This is a genomic window from Butyrivibrio sp. FCS006 (assembly GCF_000424525.1).
Lineage (GTDB): Bacteria > Bacillota > Clostridia > Lachnospirales > Lachnospiraceae > Butyrivibrio.
Map to the genome: position 1 here is coordinate 170477 of NZ_AUKB01000012.1, position 18659 is coordinate 189135.

An 18659-nucleotide genomic window follows, 5' to 3' on the forward strand; every position below is an offset into this window, starting at 1 on the left:
ATCTTTCTGGAATTACTGAACCCATTATAGTTATACATGCCTGGTAGCATCAATTTTACGTTTATGATTTGTATACAGCTTAGGATTTATGATAACTGCCAGATAAGTCTTTTTCTGAACTCTATCGAGTTGATTGTAATGTTTAATACATTCTTTCAGCATAATACGTCTGAATAATTTATTTAAATGGTATTTGTCAAATGTCTCATTGTCATATGTAAGCATAAGACAAATAATTTCTTCGAATAATGAATAAACTATCAAGCGATAAAAATCACTGTAAATCTGCTGTCTGCAACACTTTACTCGGTCTCGATGAGCATCTATTATATCGAAATGCCTTAAATCTTCTATATTATTTGCCCCTGTAATACTATTAGCTCTGATCATATAATGATAAAGAACATCAGGTATTGTAACTACAATACTGGAAGCATCAATAATCCTATGCATCGTATATTCATCTTCATGAATCCTGCCTTCTTTAAACTTGACATTATCAAAAATTGACTTTTTAAACAATTTATTACAGGCAATAACCATCAACGAATACTCTTTCGGGAATATGACCTCGAAAACTGACATAGCGGCGGTTCTTGACAGAATCATCTCAGAGTCATAGCCAATTGCTTCTATCTTATCCTCTTCTTTGTAATAGCCACAAACAGCCAAGTCTGCATTATGCGCAATAATTGCTTCCATTAGTTTTTTTACAAAATCAGAATCTATCCAATCATCTGAATCTATAAAAGAAATATACTCTCCAGTGGCATTATTAATACCGGTATTTCTTGCAGCTGATAGACCTGCATTTTCTTGATGATAATACTTAAACCTATCATCATTTACTGCAAACTTCTTTGCTATATCAGCAGAATTGTCCTTTGACCCGTCATCTACCATAATAACTTCAATATTTCGATAACTCTGTCCAGCAATGGAAGTAAGACATTTTTCCAAGAAATTTTCCACGTTGTATATAGGAACAACTATACTCACTAACGGATTTGCATCAGATATATACTCTAAGCCCACCCCAATATCCTTCATTAGCTCTTTCACAAGTTCAGGCTCTCTGGAATATGATATCTTTCTTGCAAAAAAACAGTCTGAAGCTCTCAGTTCCTGAAGATCTTCATATGTATATTCATAAGGTGTGCCCCGATTCCAATCAATTTTCCTCAGATCATTGTTGCAAACGCGATCCTTAAATCTTGAATTCAGTGCAACTGTACCAATAAAAATTTCATCTGCACCATTAGTAAATCTACATTTCTGAAATACTCTTTTTCTTATTGCCACAAGGTATCGTGCAAAATCATCAGTAATAGTAAACCAATTACTTCCTTTAACTATTTCAAGGCTTGCCAGTTTTCTGGTCCTGTCTACCCCATGGCGTTTTTGCCATTCCAATAGTTCCCATTGTATTTCTAACATTTTTCTGAGCAGAGCCCTTTTTTTCCCTGGGCCATTAAATTCCCCTTTTCCACACCACCGCATTAGGGGAAAATAGTATTTGATTTTATACGTAAAATCATCACCAGAATCACCACAATGGTGATACTCAATAAATTCTTTATTCTGCGAGTCTAAATACTCATGTATCTGATCTTGCGATTTTAAAGGGAAATCTATCCCAGATAATAAGTGATAATAATGGTACTGTGACATCGATGTTGCCATTTTTAGCATTAATAGTTCACACTTAACTTGGCTTAAATGGCCCCATCTCACATTAATTCGAGGCACACAAAAAAAACCTGACTTTTTTACCCATCCTTTGATCTCTTCATAATCTACGTACGTGGTCTTTTTATCAATATGAAGATATATGTCATTTCTCTTATCATCTATGGCTTTAAGCAAATATTGCAAAGACTCAAAATCGTTGTGTGCCATGATCAGATATGCATGTTTCTTTTCCATTTTTAACCTATACCACCTTCAAATGAGCGATAGTATCTCTTCTCCCAAGCTTTCTATACAAGTCATAGAATCCTAAATATAATCTTCCTTTTAAGCTCCCATTAAGCTTGGTAAAAATATATAAAATTTCTCTCCAGTAAGTATTGGCAATTTCTTCAGGTAGAAATTTTTTTAGTTCTCTCTTATGCCTCAAAATTTCCGTCAATAGCTCCAGACAAAACTTTTTCTGTCTAGAATTCATAGCCACTTCAGCCACTTCTTCCGTAGTATGCCCCTGGCATGCATGGCGAAATAGTTTGCAAGAAAGCTGATAGTATTTATTCTTGTAATCTCCAGTAAAACACATGGAATAAGCTTCCTGAATGCCACGTAAAACAATTAGTCTTTCTTCAAAAGCAGATGAAAAATTACTGAGAGATTGCATGGCAGACCCGGATCTTACTCGGTAGAAATAAAGCCTATCTTTGAGGCAGACAAGGCTATTTGCATACATGCTATAACAAATGTTAAACTCAAGATCTTCTCCAATATGGCAGTTTTCATCAAACTTAAGGTCGTTTTGTCTGATGATTCTAGTCACATACAGCTTATCCCATATCTCATAGCCTACCCGATACTCCATAAGTACATCTCTTAAAAATTCAAACTTTCCTTGTTGCCCCGAAATATCATTGTGACCAATTATAAAATCATATTCATCAAGAGAATTCTCAGTCTCATCTACCCGGTGATACTGGAAATTGAGCCAGTCAGCGCAATTTGACTCCATCGTATTAACAAGCTTTTCAACAGCAAATCTTGAGATATAATCATCAGCATCAACAAACTGTATATAATCACCACTTGCCCTTTTGAGCGCAAAATTCCTTGCAGCTGAAACACCTCTGTTCTCACGCTGATACCCCATTATTCTTGAATCCATTTTCATGAACCTGCCGACTATCTCCCACGTACCGTCATGTGAACCATCATCCACGACGATAACTTCAATATCTTGGTAAGTTTGCTCAAGAATTGACTCAAGGCATCGCTCTATGTACTTTTCCACGTTATATGCCGGAACTATTATTGAGACCAGCTTCTCAGATTTCCCGATTAACATGACGCAAATCTTCCATTACCTGTCAAAATGTTTACTCACCTCTGGTTTTGACTCTATTGTTTCTATTACCCTTTGAATCTCTGGTAAATCCTTCTGAAAAAGTAGAATATGTTAAAATCAGTAGTCATCAGACACAGGTATCTGAGCGTACTTATCTTACCTGCTTTGTGAACCTCATACAACATATTTCTAAACTCTTTACTAGCTAGTTCCTGACGTATTGTATGCATCATTTTGAACTTTTTATCCGTTTTGAACAGTGCCTCGTACATGGACGTCATTCTACTGACCCAGTCAGTAATGAATATCCCTTTTATAACAAGAATATTATCTTTCGTAACTCCGGTCTGACGACTTTCCCAATCCACAAACCGTCTGTAGATTGCTTTTGTATCCTCCATATCTCCCTTATGGTATGTTATCGAAATATTATCAGCAGTTCTTTTAACATAGTGATACAAGGCTCTGTTGATCATACCGATATTTCCGGAGCAGTTATCCAGATAATCCAAGTTGAATTTAAGATCTTCTCCAATCTTTATTTCTTTGTCAAAGAGAATTCCTTTATCTCTGATAAGCTCAAGGCTATAGCATTTATTAGTAACAAAATTAAAAAGTTTGAGATATGCCATCATGGCAGCAGAGCTTCGGTTTATGATATAGTTCTCACCTTCAACATAACCAAGTACCGATTCAAATATGCTTACCTTGTCATCTACATACTTATTAAATCTGTTGTCAAAAAACATACCACATGCCACAAATGAAATATCTTTATCAGACCATTTTTCATATGCCGTGACATAACTCTCTATAAGATCAGGCTCGGGATAATCATCTGCATCCCAAAACACAATATAATCCCCATTCGCTTCTTTTATCCCGTGGTTTCTGGCAGCTGATGGTCCCTGATTGACCTGTCGTACCACCCTTATCCTGTCATCTGAATTGGAAAAAGAGTTTGCAAGTTCAAATGTATCATCAACAGAGCCATCATCAATCACTAGTATTTCAACGTTCCTATAGGTTTGAGATACTGCCGCGCTTAAGCATTCCTTTATTGAGTTTTCAGCATTATAAGCCGGTATAACTACCGAAACCAAGATATTATCATTCATAATGTTTAGTATTTAATATACTTCCATGCCAAAAGTGCTATGCTTTTTTTGATTCCCACCACTTTAGGAACATTTTGAAATGTGATGTTCTCCTTATATGCTTTCATCAACTCTTTTTTTGTATAAGGATCATCAATATTTCTATATGTATACTTAATCCATTCCAGAAGCGTTATCCTGCTGTGGTCCTCAAGATCAGCCTCGCCAAGCTTATGAAAATAATCCATCCTGTCTAAAGAAGCCTGTAAAAAGAAATGATAACGAGTTTCCAAGTCCTCATGCATTATACTATCATTCCTTTGATAGTATTTATATAGAGTGTCCGAAATATACGAAACTATCCCCGCCTTATATAACAGCTTATAAACAGTTGCTTCATCTTCATTTTGTACACTTGCAGGAAAACGTACACCCTCAAACAGTTCTCTTTTATACAGCTTGTTCCACGCAACCGTACAGATATTATTTGAGCGCATCATCCTGATTACACTCTCATGTCCGCTCCATCTTCCGGGTCTTAGATCCGTAAAAATCTCCTCTTTTTGCTTATTTTCAAGACCATTATCATGCACCTTGACTATTCCACATGCTACTATATCAGCATGATCATCAAGCAGCTTGTGCATCATAATGTCGAGAGCATCTTCCCTTAGAAAATCATCACTGTCACAGAAAAAGATATACCTACCGGTTGCCTGATCCAACCCCGTATTACGGGATTTAGAAAGGCCCGCATTATCCTGATGAAAAACCTTTATCCTGTCATCAGATGCAGCTAATTGGTCACAGATTGCTCCCGAATCATCCGTCGAACCATCATCAACCAGTATTATCTCCAGGTTTTTATAAGTCTGCCCTGTTATAGATAAAAGACATCTCATAAGATACTCTGCCACATTATAAACAGGGATGATTACCGAAATCTTGCCATCATCTTCCGGTGATCTTGGATCTATAATCACTCTAAAGTTATTATAGTAATTTCTGATATCAAAATCTTTATTCTCGTGAGCTCGATGGTATGCTTTGTCAGATAACTCTTTTCTGACACTAGGCTCTGACACCATTTTTTGCATAGCATCACATAGTTTCTCAATGAATTCTTTGTCTCTCTTTACAATCAGTGCTCCATCATCCACAACCTCCGGAAGTGCACCGGAATCGGTAGTAATGAGCGGTATGCCTTTTGCTATGGTTTCCAGTGCCACGAGGCCAAAGGGTTCCTCGTCTACAGTGGGCATTACAACAACATCAGCCCCATCGTAAAGCACCGGCATATCAGTAGCAGGAATCTGATCCATGCATTCTATATTATCGCATTCATTTACCATCGCTTTTATGAGGTTTTCATAACGCTTATCCACGCCGGAAAAGCCAACAATGATAAGCTTTATATTTTTTCTGACGTTTTCATCCACCCGATTGAGCATAAGAATAAATGCAGTTACCAGCTCTTTAACACCCTTTCCCGGAATGATCCTTCCAGCATACAAAAAAGAAATGTATTTGTCCGGAATCTTACTGCACTTATCGTATTTGTTAAGATTGACTCCATTGTATAGTATTGACACAATCGCATTCTTATCACTTCTAACTATCTGTCTTTTTATATAGTCACTTACCGCAATAAACTGCACTCCATAGCGAACTAATTCATGTATATGCCTAGGACTACGATATATATCAACATCATTGTGCATATGAAAGTAGATTGGAAATTTGTATTTTCCATTGCAGAGATGAACAATCTCTACAGCAGTAGACATCATATTTTCAACAACTACTGCATCGTATCTATCCTGCATTTCCTTTAGACGTCTTATGAACGCTTGCGCTATTTTCTTGTCCAGCAGTCTTCTTGATGAACCATTAGCCACAGTTCGATAGTACTTGTCAATTATCTTGTCTGCCAATCTCGTACCGATATCATTTTCAACAGTCAGGATTTCAGTAAAAGAATAATCAGAGCCGGCCATGTCGTCACAGGCAATAGTGAACAGATCGATGCAGAAGTCCCTATTAAGTTCGTTGTCATCTAACAGCCTCGTAACAAGTCCTTCAACCGCACCTCCACGAGTGGCCGGTATAGGAAGAATGCACGGAGCTATGATAGCAATCTTTTTCATAAAAAACCTTTAAAGGCCGCTTTTATTTGAAATCCACAAATAAAAGCAGCCCATAACAGAACCAAATCTATTATCTCTTCTTAATATACACCAAAACAGCAATCATAGCTGCAATGAAAGCCAGGCCTGCAATGCCTCTGCCGATTCGTATCAAAGTCTCATTATTTACGCCCTCAACATTTTCTGTATCACTCGGTGCCTCATCGACCATGACATCGTATGTACCAAGGTTCATTTCTATCTGCTCTCCATCCGCTCCCATATACCTAAGCGTTATAGAGATGGTCTGCTCACCGGTCTCAGTAAATGAAATAGTACAGTCCTTAGTAGAAGTCTTTCCGGCATCGATAGAACCCAGATTTATGTTTTTGGATGCATCACTTACATTGCCTTCGATAATCAGCTCAATATCGGTGATATTCCTCAAACTGTTATTACGGTAACTTATACTAAGTAACGAATCATCATTAACTACCGCTCCCGAACTTACCTCCAGGCTTTTTATAAGAAAAGCACTTGCACTCTCTGACGGCAAAATCATAGATGAAGAGTTAGTTATTTGCCGACCTCCACTCTCATATGAGAGCTGACAGGAAAAATCAACAAAATCTCCAACAAATTCAGAGTTAACAATAATAGGAACTGTTACCGTAGCAGTTTCTCCTGCTTTTAATGTTCCTATAAAGAACTGGTTGTCATTACCATAAGATGGATAAACCATACCCGAATTGCTTAAAACTGTAACAACAAGACCATTTGCTGCGCTATTCTTGTTAGCATTGCGAATCGTTAATATTATGTTTGCATTCTTCCCGGCTGCAATGTATCCCTCTTCAATACTATAGCTTTCAATTTCAACCACCGAATTAAATGACGGCTCCGATTGCACTACAGGAGCTTCCTGAGTAGCGTAAACACGAATACCTGTATTGGGAATCACCAGACAAAGAGCCAAAAGAATATTGATAATTGATGCAAAAAAAATACTCATCTTTTTCATTTTTTATTACCCCTTGGTCCCTTTTTCTTTTTGTAGTTCTTCACATATTTCTCACTTTGGAAATAGTCATAATCACCATGATAATCTCTGTACTGATCCATATCTACCTTATTGATTATCGTGCCAATCAAATTGACTTTTTTCTCTGCGAGTGCATTGGCAGCGTTGATAAGACCTCTCTTAGATGTATCACCAATAGTTGTTACCAGAATTGTAGCATCAACACTTACGGCAATTACCTCTGCATCCATGGCAGCATTGACTGCAGGCATGTCATAAATTATATAATCAAATCTCTGAGATAACTCGTCTCTAAGTAAATTCATGTACTCAGAACACAGCAGTCTGACCGGATTATCAATAAGTTCTCCGCATGGAATATAGGAAAGATTGTCTGTAGTCGTATCATAAACAATCTGATCCAGCGACTCCTTCCCGAGTAGAAAGTCTGATAATCCGACTGAAACATTCTCATTCAGTCTTTTATGGCGCTGCTTTTTTCTCATATCGCCATCAACAAGCACTGTCTTCCATCCTGAACTGGCTATAGCAGCTGCAAGATTGATTGCTATAGTCGTTGAACCGTCACCGGCCTCGCAACCGCAAATCACAAAACTTTTATAGCCATGCTGCTTTTTTAATATATGCAGATTCATTACAGCTTGGTCAAATGAGTCATTAAGTGCAAAGCTTTCGTTTTTGTATATCTCCAATTTTTCCAATGCAAAATCTCCTCATCAATCTTTGTAATCCGGAATCATGCCGATTATCGGAAGTTCATTTCTGATCGTAGCCTCTCTGACAGTACGAACCTTGCTATCAAAAATTTCACAAACCACAACCAACATACACGCCAGTACAAATCCAACAAGCATGACCTTTATCCTGTTTTTCCATGCCTCAACAATTGCATTATAAGATAGATAAGCGCTACTTGCATTATCCAGATTCTTAACGGCATCTGTTTTAATTATATCCGCCATCTCGATGGTGTATGACTCTGCCACAGCATTGGCCATATCCACAGAAAGATCCGGATCGTTTGTAGTAGCCACAATAGTGATTATTGTAGCTGAACTGTTCATAAAGCTCGACACATTGTTGGAAGTACCCTGTTTAACAGAAGATCCTGCCCAAACTGAGGACTGTATTTTTGCAGCATCCACATCGCTTCGTCCCATTATCAAAGCTGCTCTCTTGCTAACCTTGTATGATTTAGCTACATCCAAATAAGCATTCATGGCAGTAACAGCATTGGCAGCTTCTATATAAGATCTGTCAGCAGCTGCATAAACCGTTGCCGACGCAGAATACTGATCCTCTCCGACATCAAGTGTCAAACCTATTCCTGCAGCAAGAAATAAGATTGTAATAATAGCTATAAAGACCCATTTTTTCAGTAAGGCTCTTATACATCTGAAGACATCGATCTCCAATACATTTTTATACATAAAATATCCCTTCAAAATATAAAGTTTTTTAAATCAATGAATTATACCATTATTGCTTTGAATTGTACACTACTAATTTATTTGTTACAGTTTGCCCATTGTTCCCAATTTTAAAGCTATAATTTGTGCATTTTCAAAAAAGAAATAATAATTAGCTTCTCTTTCTACCAATCAAAAACGGAAACCATCTGTTAATGATAAAGATAGGAAAAATAAGTATTAACGATAAGATAATAGTAAACACTATCGCGAAAATTGAGGAAGCAAATGTATTGGCCAAAATTGCAGCATATAATAAACCCACTGTCTTTTTAAGAATTGTCTGCAGTATGCTGTATATTTTGCCATGCAACGCAAAGCAAATAAGGGTATTTTGCCCTATATAGAGCATATATTTATTGGGGGTAATTTTTTTACATAAATAAATCAGTACAAAAACCCCTAGAAACGAGACTATATACGAGTATATGATACTAATAAATCCATTTAAAATGTAACTGCCTGTCAGATATGGTGCGTATTGTAGTATTATATAAAACAAAAATACTATAATAGCAGATATAGCATTGACATTTTTGTCATACATTTTTTCATATTCATTTCTGAACATGTATCCCATAAACATCCAAAACATTGCAATAAAAATATATTCAATATGCCATGGTAAGTTGTATGTTCCCCATGGTAACAAATTGGGATTCATATATTTGCCATATAAACTGCTGATCAAAGCCAACGAGAGTGTCACTATAATAAAAAGAATGTTATCCTTTAGCTTTTTCTGACTTTTTTCGTATTTATCTATGAAGAAATAGAAGGGAATAAATGCAACAAATAAGGCCGCTACAAACCAAATCCCATCGCCTTTTCCTCTAATCTGAAAGAAATTCCATTTAAGCTCATCAAGTAATGACGAATGATTGTTAAACGATATTAACTGAGATAATAAGATATTGAATACACTAAAAATGAGCCAAGGAACAAACAGGCCTCTAATTTTTTTAGCAAAAAACTGCTTAAATTCATCTTTGTGAAAATATACATAACCTGATGAAAAGAAAAATCCATTTAAGAAAAATGGATTATAGAATGTTTTTAAAAACCCAGTCTTCGACTCTAGATGACTCAGCATTACCCACATTATGCATATATATTTAAGTGTATCTACCCATTCTACCCTTTTTGTCTGACCTGTCATAAATCACCGTATCCTATTTCGTAATATTTGCTTTCTTTTGCACAATTAAGCATAACTGCAGTACCTAGAACGTTGGTCTTAACAAAGACCGCTATGTTTACAATTAAACGATCAACATGTGACTCAGCTGCGAAATGAACGACTCTGTCGATTTCGTTCTCGATGAAAATCTTTTTGATTGCTTCCTTGTCACAGATATAAGCTCTCAGGTGTAATTATCTCTTTTCTCGCTGTCCTTGAGGTTCTTAAGATTACCTGCGTATGTGAGCTTATCCACATTGATAGTCCAAATATCGTTGTCGCACTTTTTAACATATAACATGGTTTGAGCCGATAAAGCCTGCTCCACCTATTACTAAATATGTCCTCATCAAATCACCTCCGTAATCCCAAAAATATTTCTTTATTCCATGAAAAAAAGCAGAATAATTATAGTCATATTTAGCAGTAATAGCTATATTATTTTTGCCTAATTTTTCATATGTCAATAGCTCATTTTTTAGCGATAAATCTGTAATTATATATTTGGGGTCAGCTTCTTAGTTAAATTTCTTTAATTATTGTAATTAATATAAATACCTAGTATAATCAATTTTTATTTTTTTTTCATCAATAGTTCATGTTTTTTTTTTTTACTTTTATATTTATTATTGAGATAATAAATCTGTATACAATATTACACCACACAATATTACACCGAATAATTACCATAAGGAAGGATAAGTATAATGATGAACCTTTATAAGAAATATTCAAAACGTATTATTCCTTGTATAATTCTTGCTCTGGCAATGCTAACTATCATTATTTTCAATTCTTCAGATAATACATCTAATATGCCCACTCCTGTTATCATCCCTGATGATGACACCCCTCTTAGCGACACGATACAAGCTAAAGCTTCTTTCTATCTATTTAATCCTAGCGAGTTTACAGCAACTTTTACAAATGTAACTCCTGACATGGCCGATTATATTGGCGAGGGAACGGTAAACTTTACTGGGGACATCTATAACAGCCCTGATGAAGTTGCTTCTCTGATTGTCAGCGAACCAGACTATTCCTCCAAATTGCCCAATGAAAAAACTGTAGAATGGGGCAGTATTTATCTGTACAACAAGAACAAAGAAATCTGTGTTATAGGTTTAAGTGCTGAAAAGAATGATATTGGACCGATTATCGTAGAAAAACCGAATATAGAGGTGTTGCCGGAAAATAATCCATCATCAGTTCTTAGTTTTGGCGCCAAAGGTGACGGTGTAACAGACGATACAGCCGCCATAAAAGAAGCACTGAAAAGCTGCCCAAATGGAGAAGTGTATTTTCCTAGTGGAGCCTATGTAATCTCAAGTTCGATTCGCATTCCTTCAAACGTTACAATAATTGGAGAGGGCGAAAACTCAGTTATTATTGCTGCACCTGGCACCAGTCGAGGCGCCACCATGCTTAAGTTAGATAAAGCATCCAATGTTGTAATTAAAAACATCTGTATAAGCGGCAATTCATCTGTAAATTATGAGAATATGGATGCCAAAGATGGTATTCATATGCTTGAGATTTGGAACAGTGATAACGTTACTGTAGATAGTTGCAGCTTCATTGATAACATCTATGCAGGAATTCGCGATGTAGGAAGTAATAATATTACTATTAATAACTGCTTTTTCGTTAATATAGACTGTGGCTTTGTTACTTTGGGTTCTGCTAGCAACATACACGATCTTACTATAACAAATAACACATTTGATGGTCATAAAGCTTCAGAACCTATTTCACTTTATGCAACTTCGTCACATTCAAATATCCTGATTGAAAATAATACAATGTCAAACAAAACAGGTGGGTGTGGTATTTTAATTCCAGGTTTTATGCCTAATAACAATATTATCATAAGGAATAATACTCTTAACAACATCGCTTCAGGCATGCGGATTCAAAATTCAAGTAATGTTCAAGTGTTACATAACAGCGTTTCAAATACTACGGGGGGGTGTGGAATTAAATTTATTAGTTGTAATAACGTAATTGTTGATGATAATAATTGCTCAAATATTAGACAGGATGGATTGCTAGTAACAGATTGCTCATATATTACTATTAACAATTTAACAACGACTAATTGTGGTCGGGATAATATCAATTACTTTAATGTCAGGTTCAACGGTGAAAAAAATAGTAATATATCATTTAACAACTCCAGTATTGAATATAGCGATAGCAAAATCGGTATTTGTTTTGACTGTGAAACTGATATAGAAATGGACAATGTTGAATATAAAAACGCTACAATCTGGATGACAAAAAGATGCGTTGACACAACAATATCTGTTCCAAATACTATAACGGTAAAAGATCAAGGGTCAGAGAATTCAATAATTAGAAACTAACGTATGTACAAACTAAAAGGTCGTAGCATTCCGCCGCGACCTTTTTTGTTGTCCTACCCTTCTACCTACTTAAAAATTTCTCATGAAATAATTTATAAATCATAGAAAGTAAAATAGTTACTACTAATTCTGCAAATACAAGTAGTACTCTGTTCCATCCATTTACACTAACATTTAAGTATGACAGCAAACGTGATGTGAATGTTGTTATAACATAATGGATTAAAAAAGCATACGCACTAATATTTCCAATGAACACCATCAACTTGTTTGATAATACCGTTGTTATCAGGCCTTTACTTGCCGCAAAAAGTAACACCCAAATCAAAGCCAAAGGTATATATATTGTTGTACGGTTATGTAGTGCTTGTAGTACAATACTATCAGGCTCAATTTCAAGCCAATGGAATACAAACACAGTAATTACAACGGCTAACACCTCAAAGATTGTTGCTTCAAGCATCCCAATGCTTCTTACATTACTTTCAAAAAATAAGCGTTTCAAAACACATCCTATAAAAAAATCTCCCATCCTGAAAACAGGGAAACAGTACATAAACCAAACATATACCGGACTATCAATCCCATACACAAATATGAAAAGAATACATGTCACAATCTCAAGACATAAAATGATTCCACAAATAATTGACAGCTTGATAATTGTGGTTTGCTCAATTACCTTTTTAATCCATGGAAACATAAAATACAGAAACAATGTTACGGAAAGATACCACGCAACACCATTTAGTGAAACATTGAAGCTGCTATTCGGAACCCATGTTTGCAACAACGTCACATTAAGTGCTATCTGAACAAGCAAAGCAATTATTTCTCCTATACTTATTCCACCACCTAGTACGGATGCAAGATGTATCAAAATCACAAGAATCATAGTTATTATATGAAGTGGATATAGTTTCTTTATCTTCTTTAAAGAAAAGCATAGATTGTTCTTAAATGATTCAACAAGTTCAACATTTTCATATCTATATGTCATGAGAAAACCTGACATCACATAAAAAATAGACACCCCCAATTTGGGCCAACTGATAAAAAAATCTGCATGAGAAAAAAAGATTCCTAAAAAAGCCAACGCTCTAAGTGCCTGTAAAGAGTCTATCCTCTGTCTAGTTGTCTCACTCTGCCTAATATAATTCACTATGTCAACTCCTTTTATTATCCGTTTCTACTGCAACTTCTGCTGAATTTTATCACAAAACATGGATGGATTAGACATATACGGATAATACTCCATCAATTCTTGAGGAGTCTTATTCCACCATTCAGTCTTCTCTATCTGACTGATCAGATCATCAGAAAATCTCTTTCTGATGACTCTGGCAGGATTTCCCGCCACTATTGTGTATGGTTCAACATCATGAGTAACGACGCTTCCCGCGCCAATAACTGCTCCATTACCGATAGTTGAACAGGATGCGGTAATTAATACCCCATATCCGATCCAAACATCATTTCCGACTATAAGACTATGTCTCTGTATATCTTCCACATCAAGATTTGATAGTTTTTTATTATAGAAAATCGCTGAACTGGTAAGATGATCAATCGGATGATTGCCTGCTAGATAATGAACATTAGAAGCGATACTGCAATAACGTCCAATCTTAACTTTTCCCATTAGATTAAAGCCCTTGTCAAAGCAACTTCCATAGGAAAATAATCCAACGGATACACCGTACTTTTTCTCTGTAAAATCTCTCAATGTTTGAGAATATAGTACGCCGCCTTCTCTTTTCACATTGATATTTTTTTTGATTTTGTTGATATAATCTACCAGTTTACTCATTTACACCCCTTCTATTACTCTTATCTATAGTGCCATTATTCAGAAATTCAATATAATCAAATTTCTTTCCATATTGATATATCCTTTTCCCCAGAAAATTTATAGCACTATAATCTCGCACCTTATCAAGGTTCTTCCTTATTTGAACACAATGTGGGAATTCCGGATAATTCTTTTCAGTAAAACAAACCTTTTTCTCATAGGGCAGCTTTTCAAAACGTTCTAAAGTATCATGTGTACAGCCTTCCTGCTCCGACATCACAACGACAATATTCTCATAATTAATTGTCGCTATACGCTCTTTCCATTTTGTTATCGCTTCATCAAAAGATAAATAATTCTTGAAGAAAATAGGTATGTCACCAAGCATTCCTACCGGATAATCCAGATCATAATATACTTCTCGAATATCCAGCTTTATATAAATGTCAAAGTCTTCTAAAAACTTTACAAAATCATTAGGACGGATAAACAGATCTATCATCGGAGATCTGAACTCTTGCCCCAGATCACGTAAAATCACCCCACCCATACAATCGTTTGTCAGCAGTGTGAAATCTTTATTTTTTAATCTTGACCTATCGATACTATTCCTAAAATGCTCGCGTATATATAACCCGGTACGATTATCTTCAAGGCGAAGCTTTGGCTTCTTATTAAGTGTGCGCTTTAAATATCTATATACCTTACGAGGCATACTAACCGATTTGCTTTTATGGATTTGTTCGACTACAGTACTAGCGGCTTGCATAAACCCAACTTTGCAGTACTGATTCAAAAAAGTCTGCCTGTATGAAGGCTTTTGAGAAGCTCCTCGAAGTTGCTCATTACTGTCAATAATACTTTTATAGTCCTTCAGTGTTATAACAAGCCTATCACCGCAGCTCTCAACCAGTTTAATACCCTTATCGGTATTACCCAGAACAACAGACATACCATATTCTCTGGGCTTTAGCATATTCTGTCTGTCGCGTCCCCAATAATCACCGATAGTAACATCAGATACTCTTTCCGGAGAGGCATATTTACATGCATAACAATTCTCTCTATAGAAAACCTTACGTGTATAGTTTGCCATAAAGAGATTGTTCTTTGCTTTTTCTTCTATTACTGTCCCATCTTCTGTCTCGATTTTCAGCCTGAAAATATTATTATCTCTGAAGGAAACGCTGCTGATTTTGCCGTGTTTTGCCGCAACATTCTCAGTATACTCTTCCCAATAGGTCGCCGGAGGCATACCGTGACAGATAATATCCACAAGCATCAGCTGTTCCTGCATTACTGCAGGGATGAATTTCTTCATGGCAGCACATTGACATGACGTACCTATAAAAATGATACGCTTATTGTTTTTCAGCTCCTGCAGGACGTCTTTATAGCACCCCTCCATATCACTAAAAGTATACTTTGACCCCTGAAATTTCTTTAAATCATCAATACTTGATGTCTTGGTAAAAACAACCCTGAAATAATCATCAAAAGATGCACCATATGCCAATCCACCATCTTCAAGCACTTTTGAATAAAAGGCATAAGCTGCTCCACCGGATGCAGATGCACCTCTTATTTCATTATTCTTGAGACAAACAGCATATGTCTTTTGAGGTTCCGCCATTGATATTGGATTAACTATCTGACAAACATCCTTACAACGACCGCAATTTATACACTTACTCTCATCAACATTTATGATTTCTGAACCATATTCATTTTTGATAAAAGAAATGCACTCCTTTGGGCAGACATCTCTGCAGGCACCACATGCAGTACATTTTGAATTATCGCAAATTTTCATTATTAATCTCCGTTAGTTATGTCGAACAGCCTTAAGTAACATCAGTTTGACTTCTGAGATATACTTAGATCTCATAAACACAAGGAAATAAAGTGTATTAAACACCAGGCAGCAAGCAATTACATCTATCACTAACTGTAGAATTGGATTAATGACCGTTATTTTCTGGCACAGCCAAAAAACTACAACCGAAACACCGCCGGCAGCTATCGCATAAAAAAGTGTATTGATGACATATTGCTTCGCAGTACGCTCAAACAACTCATCAAACAAAACCTTTGTTTCCCATGGAAAGTAGATAAATGTATAAATAATAATAGTTGATAACAGCGCCCCCAGTAATCCTATGTGCTGAACTAAGATGATGTTTGTGACCACATTTACAACAGCTCCGATATATGGTTTCCAAAAATCCTGTTTCCACATACCTGCAGCATCTTTGAAATGTGATCCCATGGCTCTGATCTGCCATGTGTAAAAATATACAACCATCCATGCCACGACATCCATAGTCAGCATACGGTTCTCGCCAACCCATATCTTCATAAACGGCTGATACAGGCACAAGAAGCAGCACGCACAAAAACCGACCATCCATGAAACAGTAAAATGTAATTTCTGGAACAATTCATAATTCTTTTCTTTTGTTTCAGTAACAAGACTATTTCCGATACCCGGCACAATAGAAGTGTAAATTATTGTAAAGATACCGATAACCGAAACCATAATGTAATAATAATTGCTATATATACCCAGAATAGCAAGTCCAAGAAAAGCTGAAATAACAATGCTATCTGCAGAAGTAACTACCGTAGCTCCGATTTTATGTCCCAGAACCGCAAAAGTTCTTGAATATAGATCCTTTCGCTCTTCCTTTGATAAATCTCCACTGGGAGTATAGTTGGGACACAGCTTTGTTGCCATCTTGGCACAGACAATATTGTTAGCTATTGTATAAACTGGAACAACGAGAATATAAGCATAATAGTTCCTGAACACCAGCAACAGAATGATTTGAAGTATATATTCTATAATGGATAACACCATATCTACATTGCTTATTATGTCTCTTCTCTGATTTGCCATGAGTAATGAACTCTTGTATGCAAATAAGAAATAACTACTTACAGTATTAATAAGATAAATCCAAAACAGCAGATAAAGATTGACATCCGGCGGACAGTCTCCCTTTACCAGTTTATCCAGGAAAAAGCTCATTATTACCCCCGCAAAGAGTACCACACAGCCCACTATTCGATATACCCTTTTAAATTCATTTAATAATGCGTTCACCTTGGGTATATTGTTTTCAGCTATCGGTCTGTACATGCCATAAACAATAGCGCTTCTAAATCCCAGCTCAGACAGATTCAGCACATGTAACAAAGAGGTAAATAAACTGCTTAATCCTACATATTCATCTCCAAGCACATAAATTATTACGGTTCTGACCACGAATGGCAAAAGTATAGTTACAGCTTTGTTTAATAAGCCAGAAACGATATTCCGTGAAGCATTTTTTGAACGATTCTGTGCCATATATCAAATCTCCTGTATCCATTTCACGATCTCATCTATAAACAATTTCTTTTTATCTTCAAGAATTGTCTTAGATTCTGAGATACAATCCGTCATTTTATTATATTCTCCAATGTATCCCATCATCATATTAAGCACTTCATTCTCAGATAAACTGCACATATCCAGCACATATGGATAGTTAAGATTATTGAACAGTCCAACAAACTTTCTGCTATAAGCCAATGGAATAGTAGAAACACCAGATGAATATGAAGCAATAGTCGCATGCATTCTTGATCCTATAAACACATCAAGTCCGGAAATAAACGACTTAGCCTCGATTGGTGTTCTAAATCTTGAAGCACACTCGACATTATACTCTTCTGCCAATTTCCGGCATACTGAATAATCATCTTCAACGCTGTTAGGACTATCAGATATTACATGTCCGATCAGATAAACTCTATTGTGCGAATCTGATTTCAATCTTTCAATTGCAGACCTGATCAGCCTTTGATAATCCACACTGAGTCCAAATTGATTATTCTTCGTATATCCGCCATTCCATAAAAGTCCGGAAACGTTCAACCCGATATTGGTCACAGAATTATCAAGTTCCTGCTTTTTATACGGAAGGAAAAATGCCATGTCAGATACAACAACTATAGGTTTTCTGATGCCCATTTTTCTTAATACATTTTTTGACATTTCATCACGTGACATCAGAACAGATGCATTATTGCAAGCATACTTTGCAATCATCCTGGTCTTCAGTTTCTTATAGGGGCCATAAGTCTGAGGAGCAAGTAACAGTGGAACACCGTTTCTTTCAATAAGTATTTTGGCATAAGTATAGTTTATGAACCTTCTCCAGCCATAAATATCTGAAAAACTATCTCCCTGTGTTGCATCTATGGCTATATCAGCCCAATTTTTCACTATATTCAGAAACTTCTGCTTCTCGCTCCTATTCCTGTATACATTCTTTATCACTTCGCCTTCGACAAGTTTTCTGTCAACATATAACTGGTCGCATAAAACATCTATTGAGGTATCATCGATTTTACTTGCGACAATCTTATAATGGAATACGACTCCTGTTTTCTCGGATACCATCTGCAAAACACTAATAGCAGAATATGTCAATGCAACACATCCAAGATTTCCATTTGTAACCAATAGTCCACATAGCAATACGTTCATCTTCTTGTTATCCATTTCGAAA

At 36.1% G+C, this 18659-nt stretch carries 14 protein-coding genes and 1 pseudogene; 1 reads left to right on the forward strand and 14 read right to left on the reverse strand.

The features are described from left to right. Positions 1-30 precede the first annotated feature (30 nt). The 9 genes and pseudogenes from G633_RS19075 to G633_RS20430 form a co-directional block, all read right to left on the reverse strand. On the reverse strand, positions 31-1926 hold the full coding sequence (locus G633_RS19075; protein ID WP_051199903.1) for a glycosyltransferase: 1896 nt from the start codon (positions 1924-1926) through the stop codon (positions 31-33). A gap of 7 nt (positions 1927-1933) precedes the next feature. Continuing rightward, positions 1934-3028, reverse strand: a complete 1095-nt coding sequence (locus G633_RS19080) for a glycosyltransferase family 2 protein (RefSeq protein WP_051199905.1) — start codon at positions 3026-3028, stop codon at positions 1934-1936. A 65-nt stretch (positions 3029-3093) separates the two neighbouring features. Beyond that, entirely contained in the window at positions 3094-4146 is a 1053-nt protein-coding gene (locus tag G633_RS0103865; protein WP_026519129.1) for a glycosyltransferase family 2 protein, read from the reverse strand. A 5-nt stretch (positions 4147-4151) separates the two neighbouring features. Next, positions 4152-6272, reverse strand: a complete 2121-nt coding sequence (locus tag G633_RS19085; protein WP_051199907.1) for a glycosyltransferase — start codon at positions 6270-6272, stop codon at positions 4152-4154. A gap of 70 nt (positions 6273-6342) precedes the next feature. Further along, positions 6343-7272, reverse strand: a complete 930-nt coding sequence (locus G633_RS0103875; RefSeq protein ID WP_026519130.1) for a hypothetical protein — start codon at positions 7270-7272, stop codon at positions 6343-6345. Beyond that, entirely contained in the window at positions 7269-7994 is a 726-nt protein-coding gene (locus G633_RS0103880; RefSeq protein ID WP_026519131.1) for a CpsD/CapB family tyrosine-protein kinase, read from the reverse strand. Before G633_RS0103880 ends, G633_RS0103875 begins: the two co-directional genes overlap by 4 nt. A 15-nt stretch (positions 7995-8009) precedes the next feature. Next, entirely contained in the window at positions 8010-8723 is a 714-nt protein-coding gene (locus G633_RS0103885) for a Wzz/FepE/Etk N-terminal domain-containing protein (protein WP_026519132.1), read from the reverse strand. Between the two features lie 151 nt (positions 8724-8874). Beyond that, positions 8875-9921, reverse strand: a complete 1047-nt coding sequence (locus G633_RS0103890) for an acyltransferase family protein (RefSeq protein ID WP_026519133.1) — start codon at positions 9919-9921, stop codon at positions 8875-8877. Between the two features lie 11 nt (positions 9922-9932). Further along, positions 9933-10292, reverse strand: a pseudogene (locus G633_RS20430) (GDP-mannose 4,6-dehydratase); the annotation flags it as partial. A 357-nt stretch (positions 10293-10649) separates the two neighbouring features. Between G633_RS20430 and G633_RS0103900 the strand changes: the two are divergent. Further along, the gene (locus tag G633_RS0103900; protein ID WP_026519134.1) at positions 10650-12308 is read left to right on the forward strand and encodes a glycosyl hydrolase family 28-related protein; all 1659 of its coding nucleotides are present in this window, start codon (positions 10650-10652) and stop codon (positions 12306-12308) included. A 61-nt stretch (positions 12309-12369) separates the two neighbouring features. Here the strand turns inward: G633_RS0103900 and G633_RS0103905 are convergent, their stop codons facing one another. From G633_RS0103905 to G633_RS17285, 5 genes are read right to left on the reverse strand one after another with little or no spacing between them, the layout of a single operon-like run. Then, the gene (locus G633_RS0103905) at positions 12370-13470 is read right to left on the reverse strand and encodes an acyltransferase family protein (protein WP_026519135.1); all 1101 of its coding nucleotides are present in this window, start codon (positions 13468-13470) and stop codon (positions 12370-12372) included. 27 nt (positions 13471-13497) lie between these two features. Further along, positions 13498-14118, reverse strand: a complete 621-nt coding sequence (locus G633_RS0103910) for a CatB-related O-acetyltransferase (protein ID WP_051199909.1) — start codon at positions 14116-14118, stop codon at positions 13498-13500. Beyond that, on the reverse strand, positions 14111-15913 hold the full coding sequence (locus tag G633_RS0103915) for a DUF1919 domain-containing protein (RefSeq protein WP_026519137.1): 1803 nt from the start codon (positions 15911-15913) through the stop codon (positions 14111-14113). The genes G633_RS0103910 and G633_RS0103915 overlap by 8 nt, the downstream gene beginning before the upstream one ends. Positions 15914-15925: 12 nt before the next feature. Further along, positions 15926-17452 (reverse strand): lipopolysaccharide biosynthesis protein, encoded by a 1527-nt coding sequence (locus G633_RS0103920; RefSeq protein WP_026519138.1) that lies wholly within the window; start codon positions 17450-17452, stop codon positions 15926-15928. A 3-nt stretch (positions 17453-17455) separates the two neighbouring features. Further along, positions 17456-18652 (reverse strand): polysaccharide pyruvyl transferase family protein, encoded by a 1197-nt coding sequence (locus G633_RS17285; protein WP_051199911.1) that lies wholly within the window; start codon positions 18650-18652, stop codon positions 17456-17458. Between the last annotated feature and the right edge of the window lie 7 nt (positions 18653-18659).

What these genes read in the sequence shown, in the direction of transcription:
- G633_RS19075 (WP_051199903.1), bottom strand. Translation starts at nt 1,926, where the DNA reads ATGGAAAAGAAACATGCATATCTGATCATGGCACACAACGATTTTGAG.
- G633_RS19080 (WP_051199905.1), bottom strand. Translation starts at nt 3,028, where the DNA reads ATGTTAATCGGGAAATCTGAGAAGCTGGTCTCAATAATAGTTCCGGCA.
- G633_RS0103865 (WP_026519129.1), bottom strand. Translation starts at nt 4,146, where the DNA reads ATGAATGATAATATCTTGGTTTCGGTAGTTATACCGGCTTATAATGCT.
- G633_RS19085 (WP_051199907.1), bottom strand. Translation starts at nt 6,272, where the DNA reads ATGAAAAAGATTGCTATCATAGCTCCGTGCATTCTTCCTATACCGGCC.
- G633_RS0103875 (WP_026519130.1), bottom strand. Translation starts at nt 7,272, where the DNA reads ATGAAAAAGATGAGTATTTTTTTTGCATCAATTATCAATATTCTTTTG.
- G633_RS0103885 (WP_026519132.1), bottom strand. Translation starts at nt 8,723, where the DNA reads ATGTATAAAAATGTATTGGAGATCGATGTCTTCAGATGTATAAGAGCC.
- G633_RS0103890 (WP_026519133.1), bottom strand. Translation starts at nt 9,921, where the DNA reads ATGACAGGTCAGACAAAAAGGGTAGAATGGGTAGATACACTTAAATAT.
- G633_RS0103900 (WP_026519134.1), top strand. Translation starts at nt 10,650, where the DNA reads ATGATGAACCTTTATAAGAAATATTCAAAACGTATTATTCCTTGTATA.
- G633_RS0103910 (WP_051199909.1), bottom strand. Translation starts at nt 14,118, where the DNA reads ATGAGTAAACTGGTAGATTATATCAACAAAATCAAAAAAAATATCAAT.
- G633_RS0103915 (WP_026519137.1), bottom strand. Translation starts at nt 15,913, where the DNA reads ATGAAAATTTGCGATAATTCAAAATGTACTGCATGTGGTGCCTGCAGA.
- G633_RS0103920 (WP_026519138.1), bottom strand. Translation starts at nt 17,452, where the DNA reads ATGGCACAGAATCGTTCAAAAAATGCTTCACGGAATATCGTTTCTGGC.
- G633_RS17285 (WP_051199911.1), bottom strand. Translation starts at nt 18,652, where the DNA reads ATGGATAACAAGAAGATGAACGTATTGCTATGTGGACTATTGGTTACA.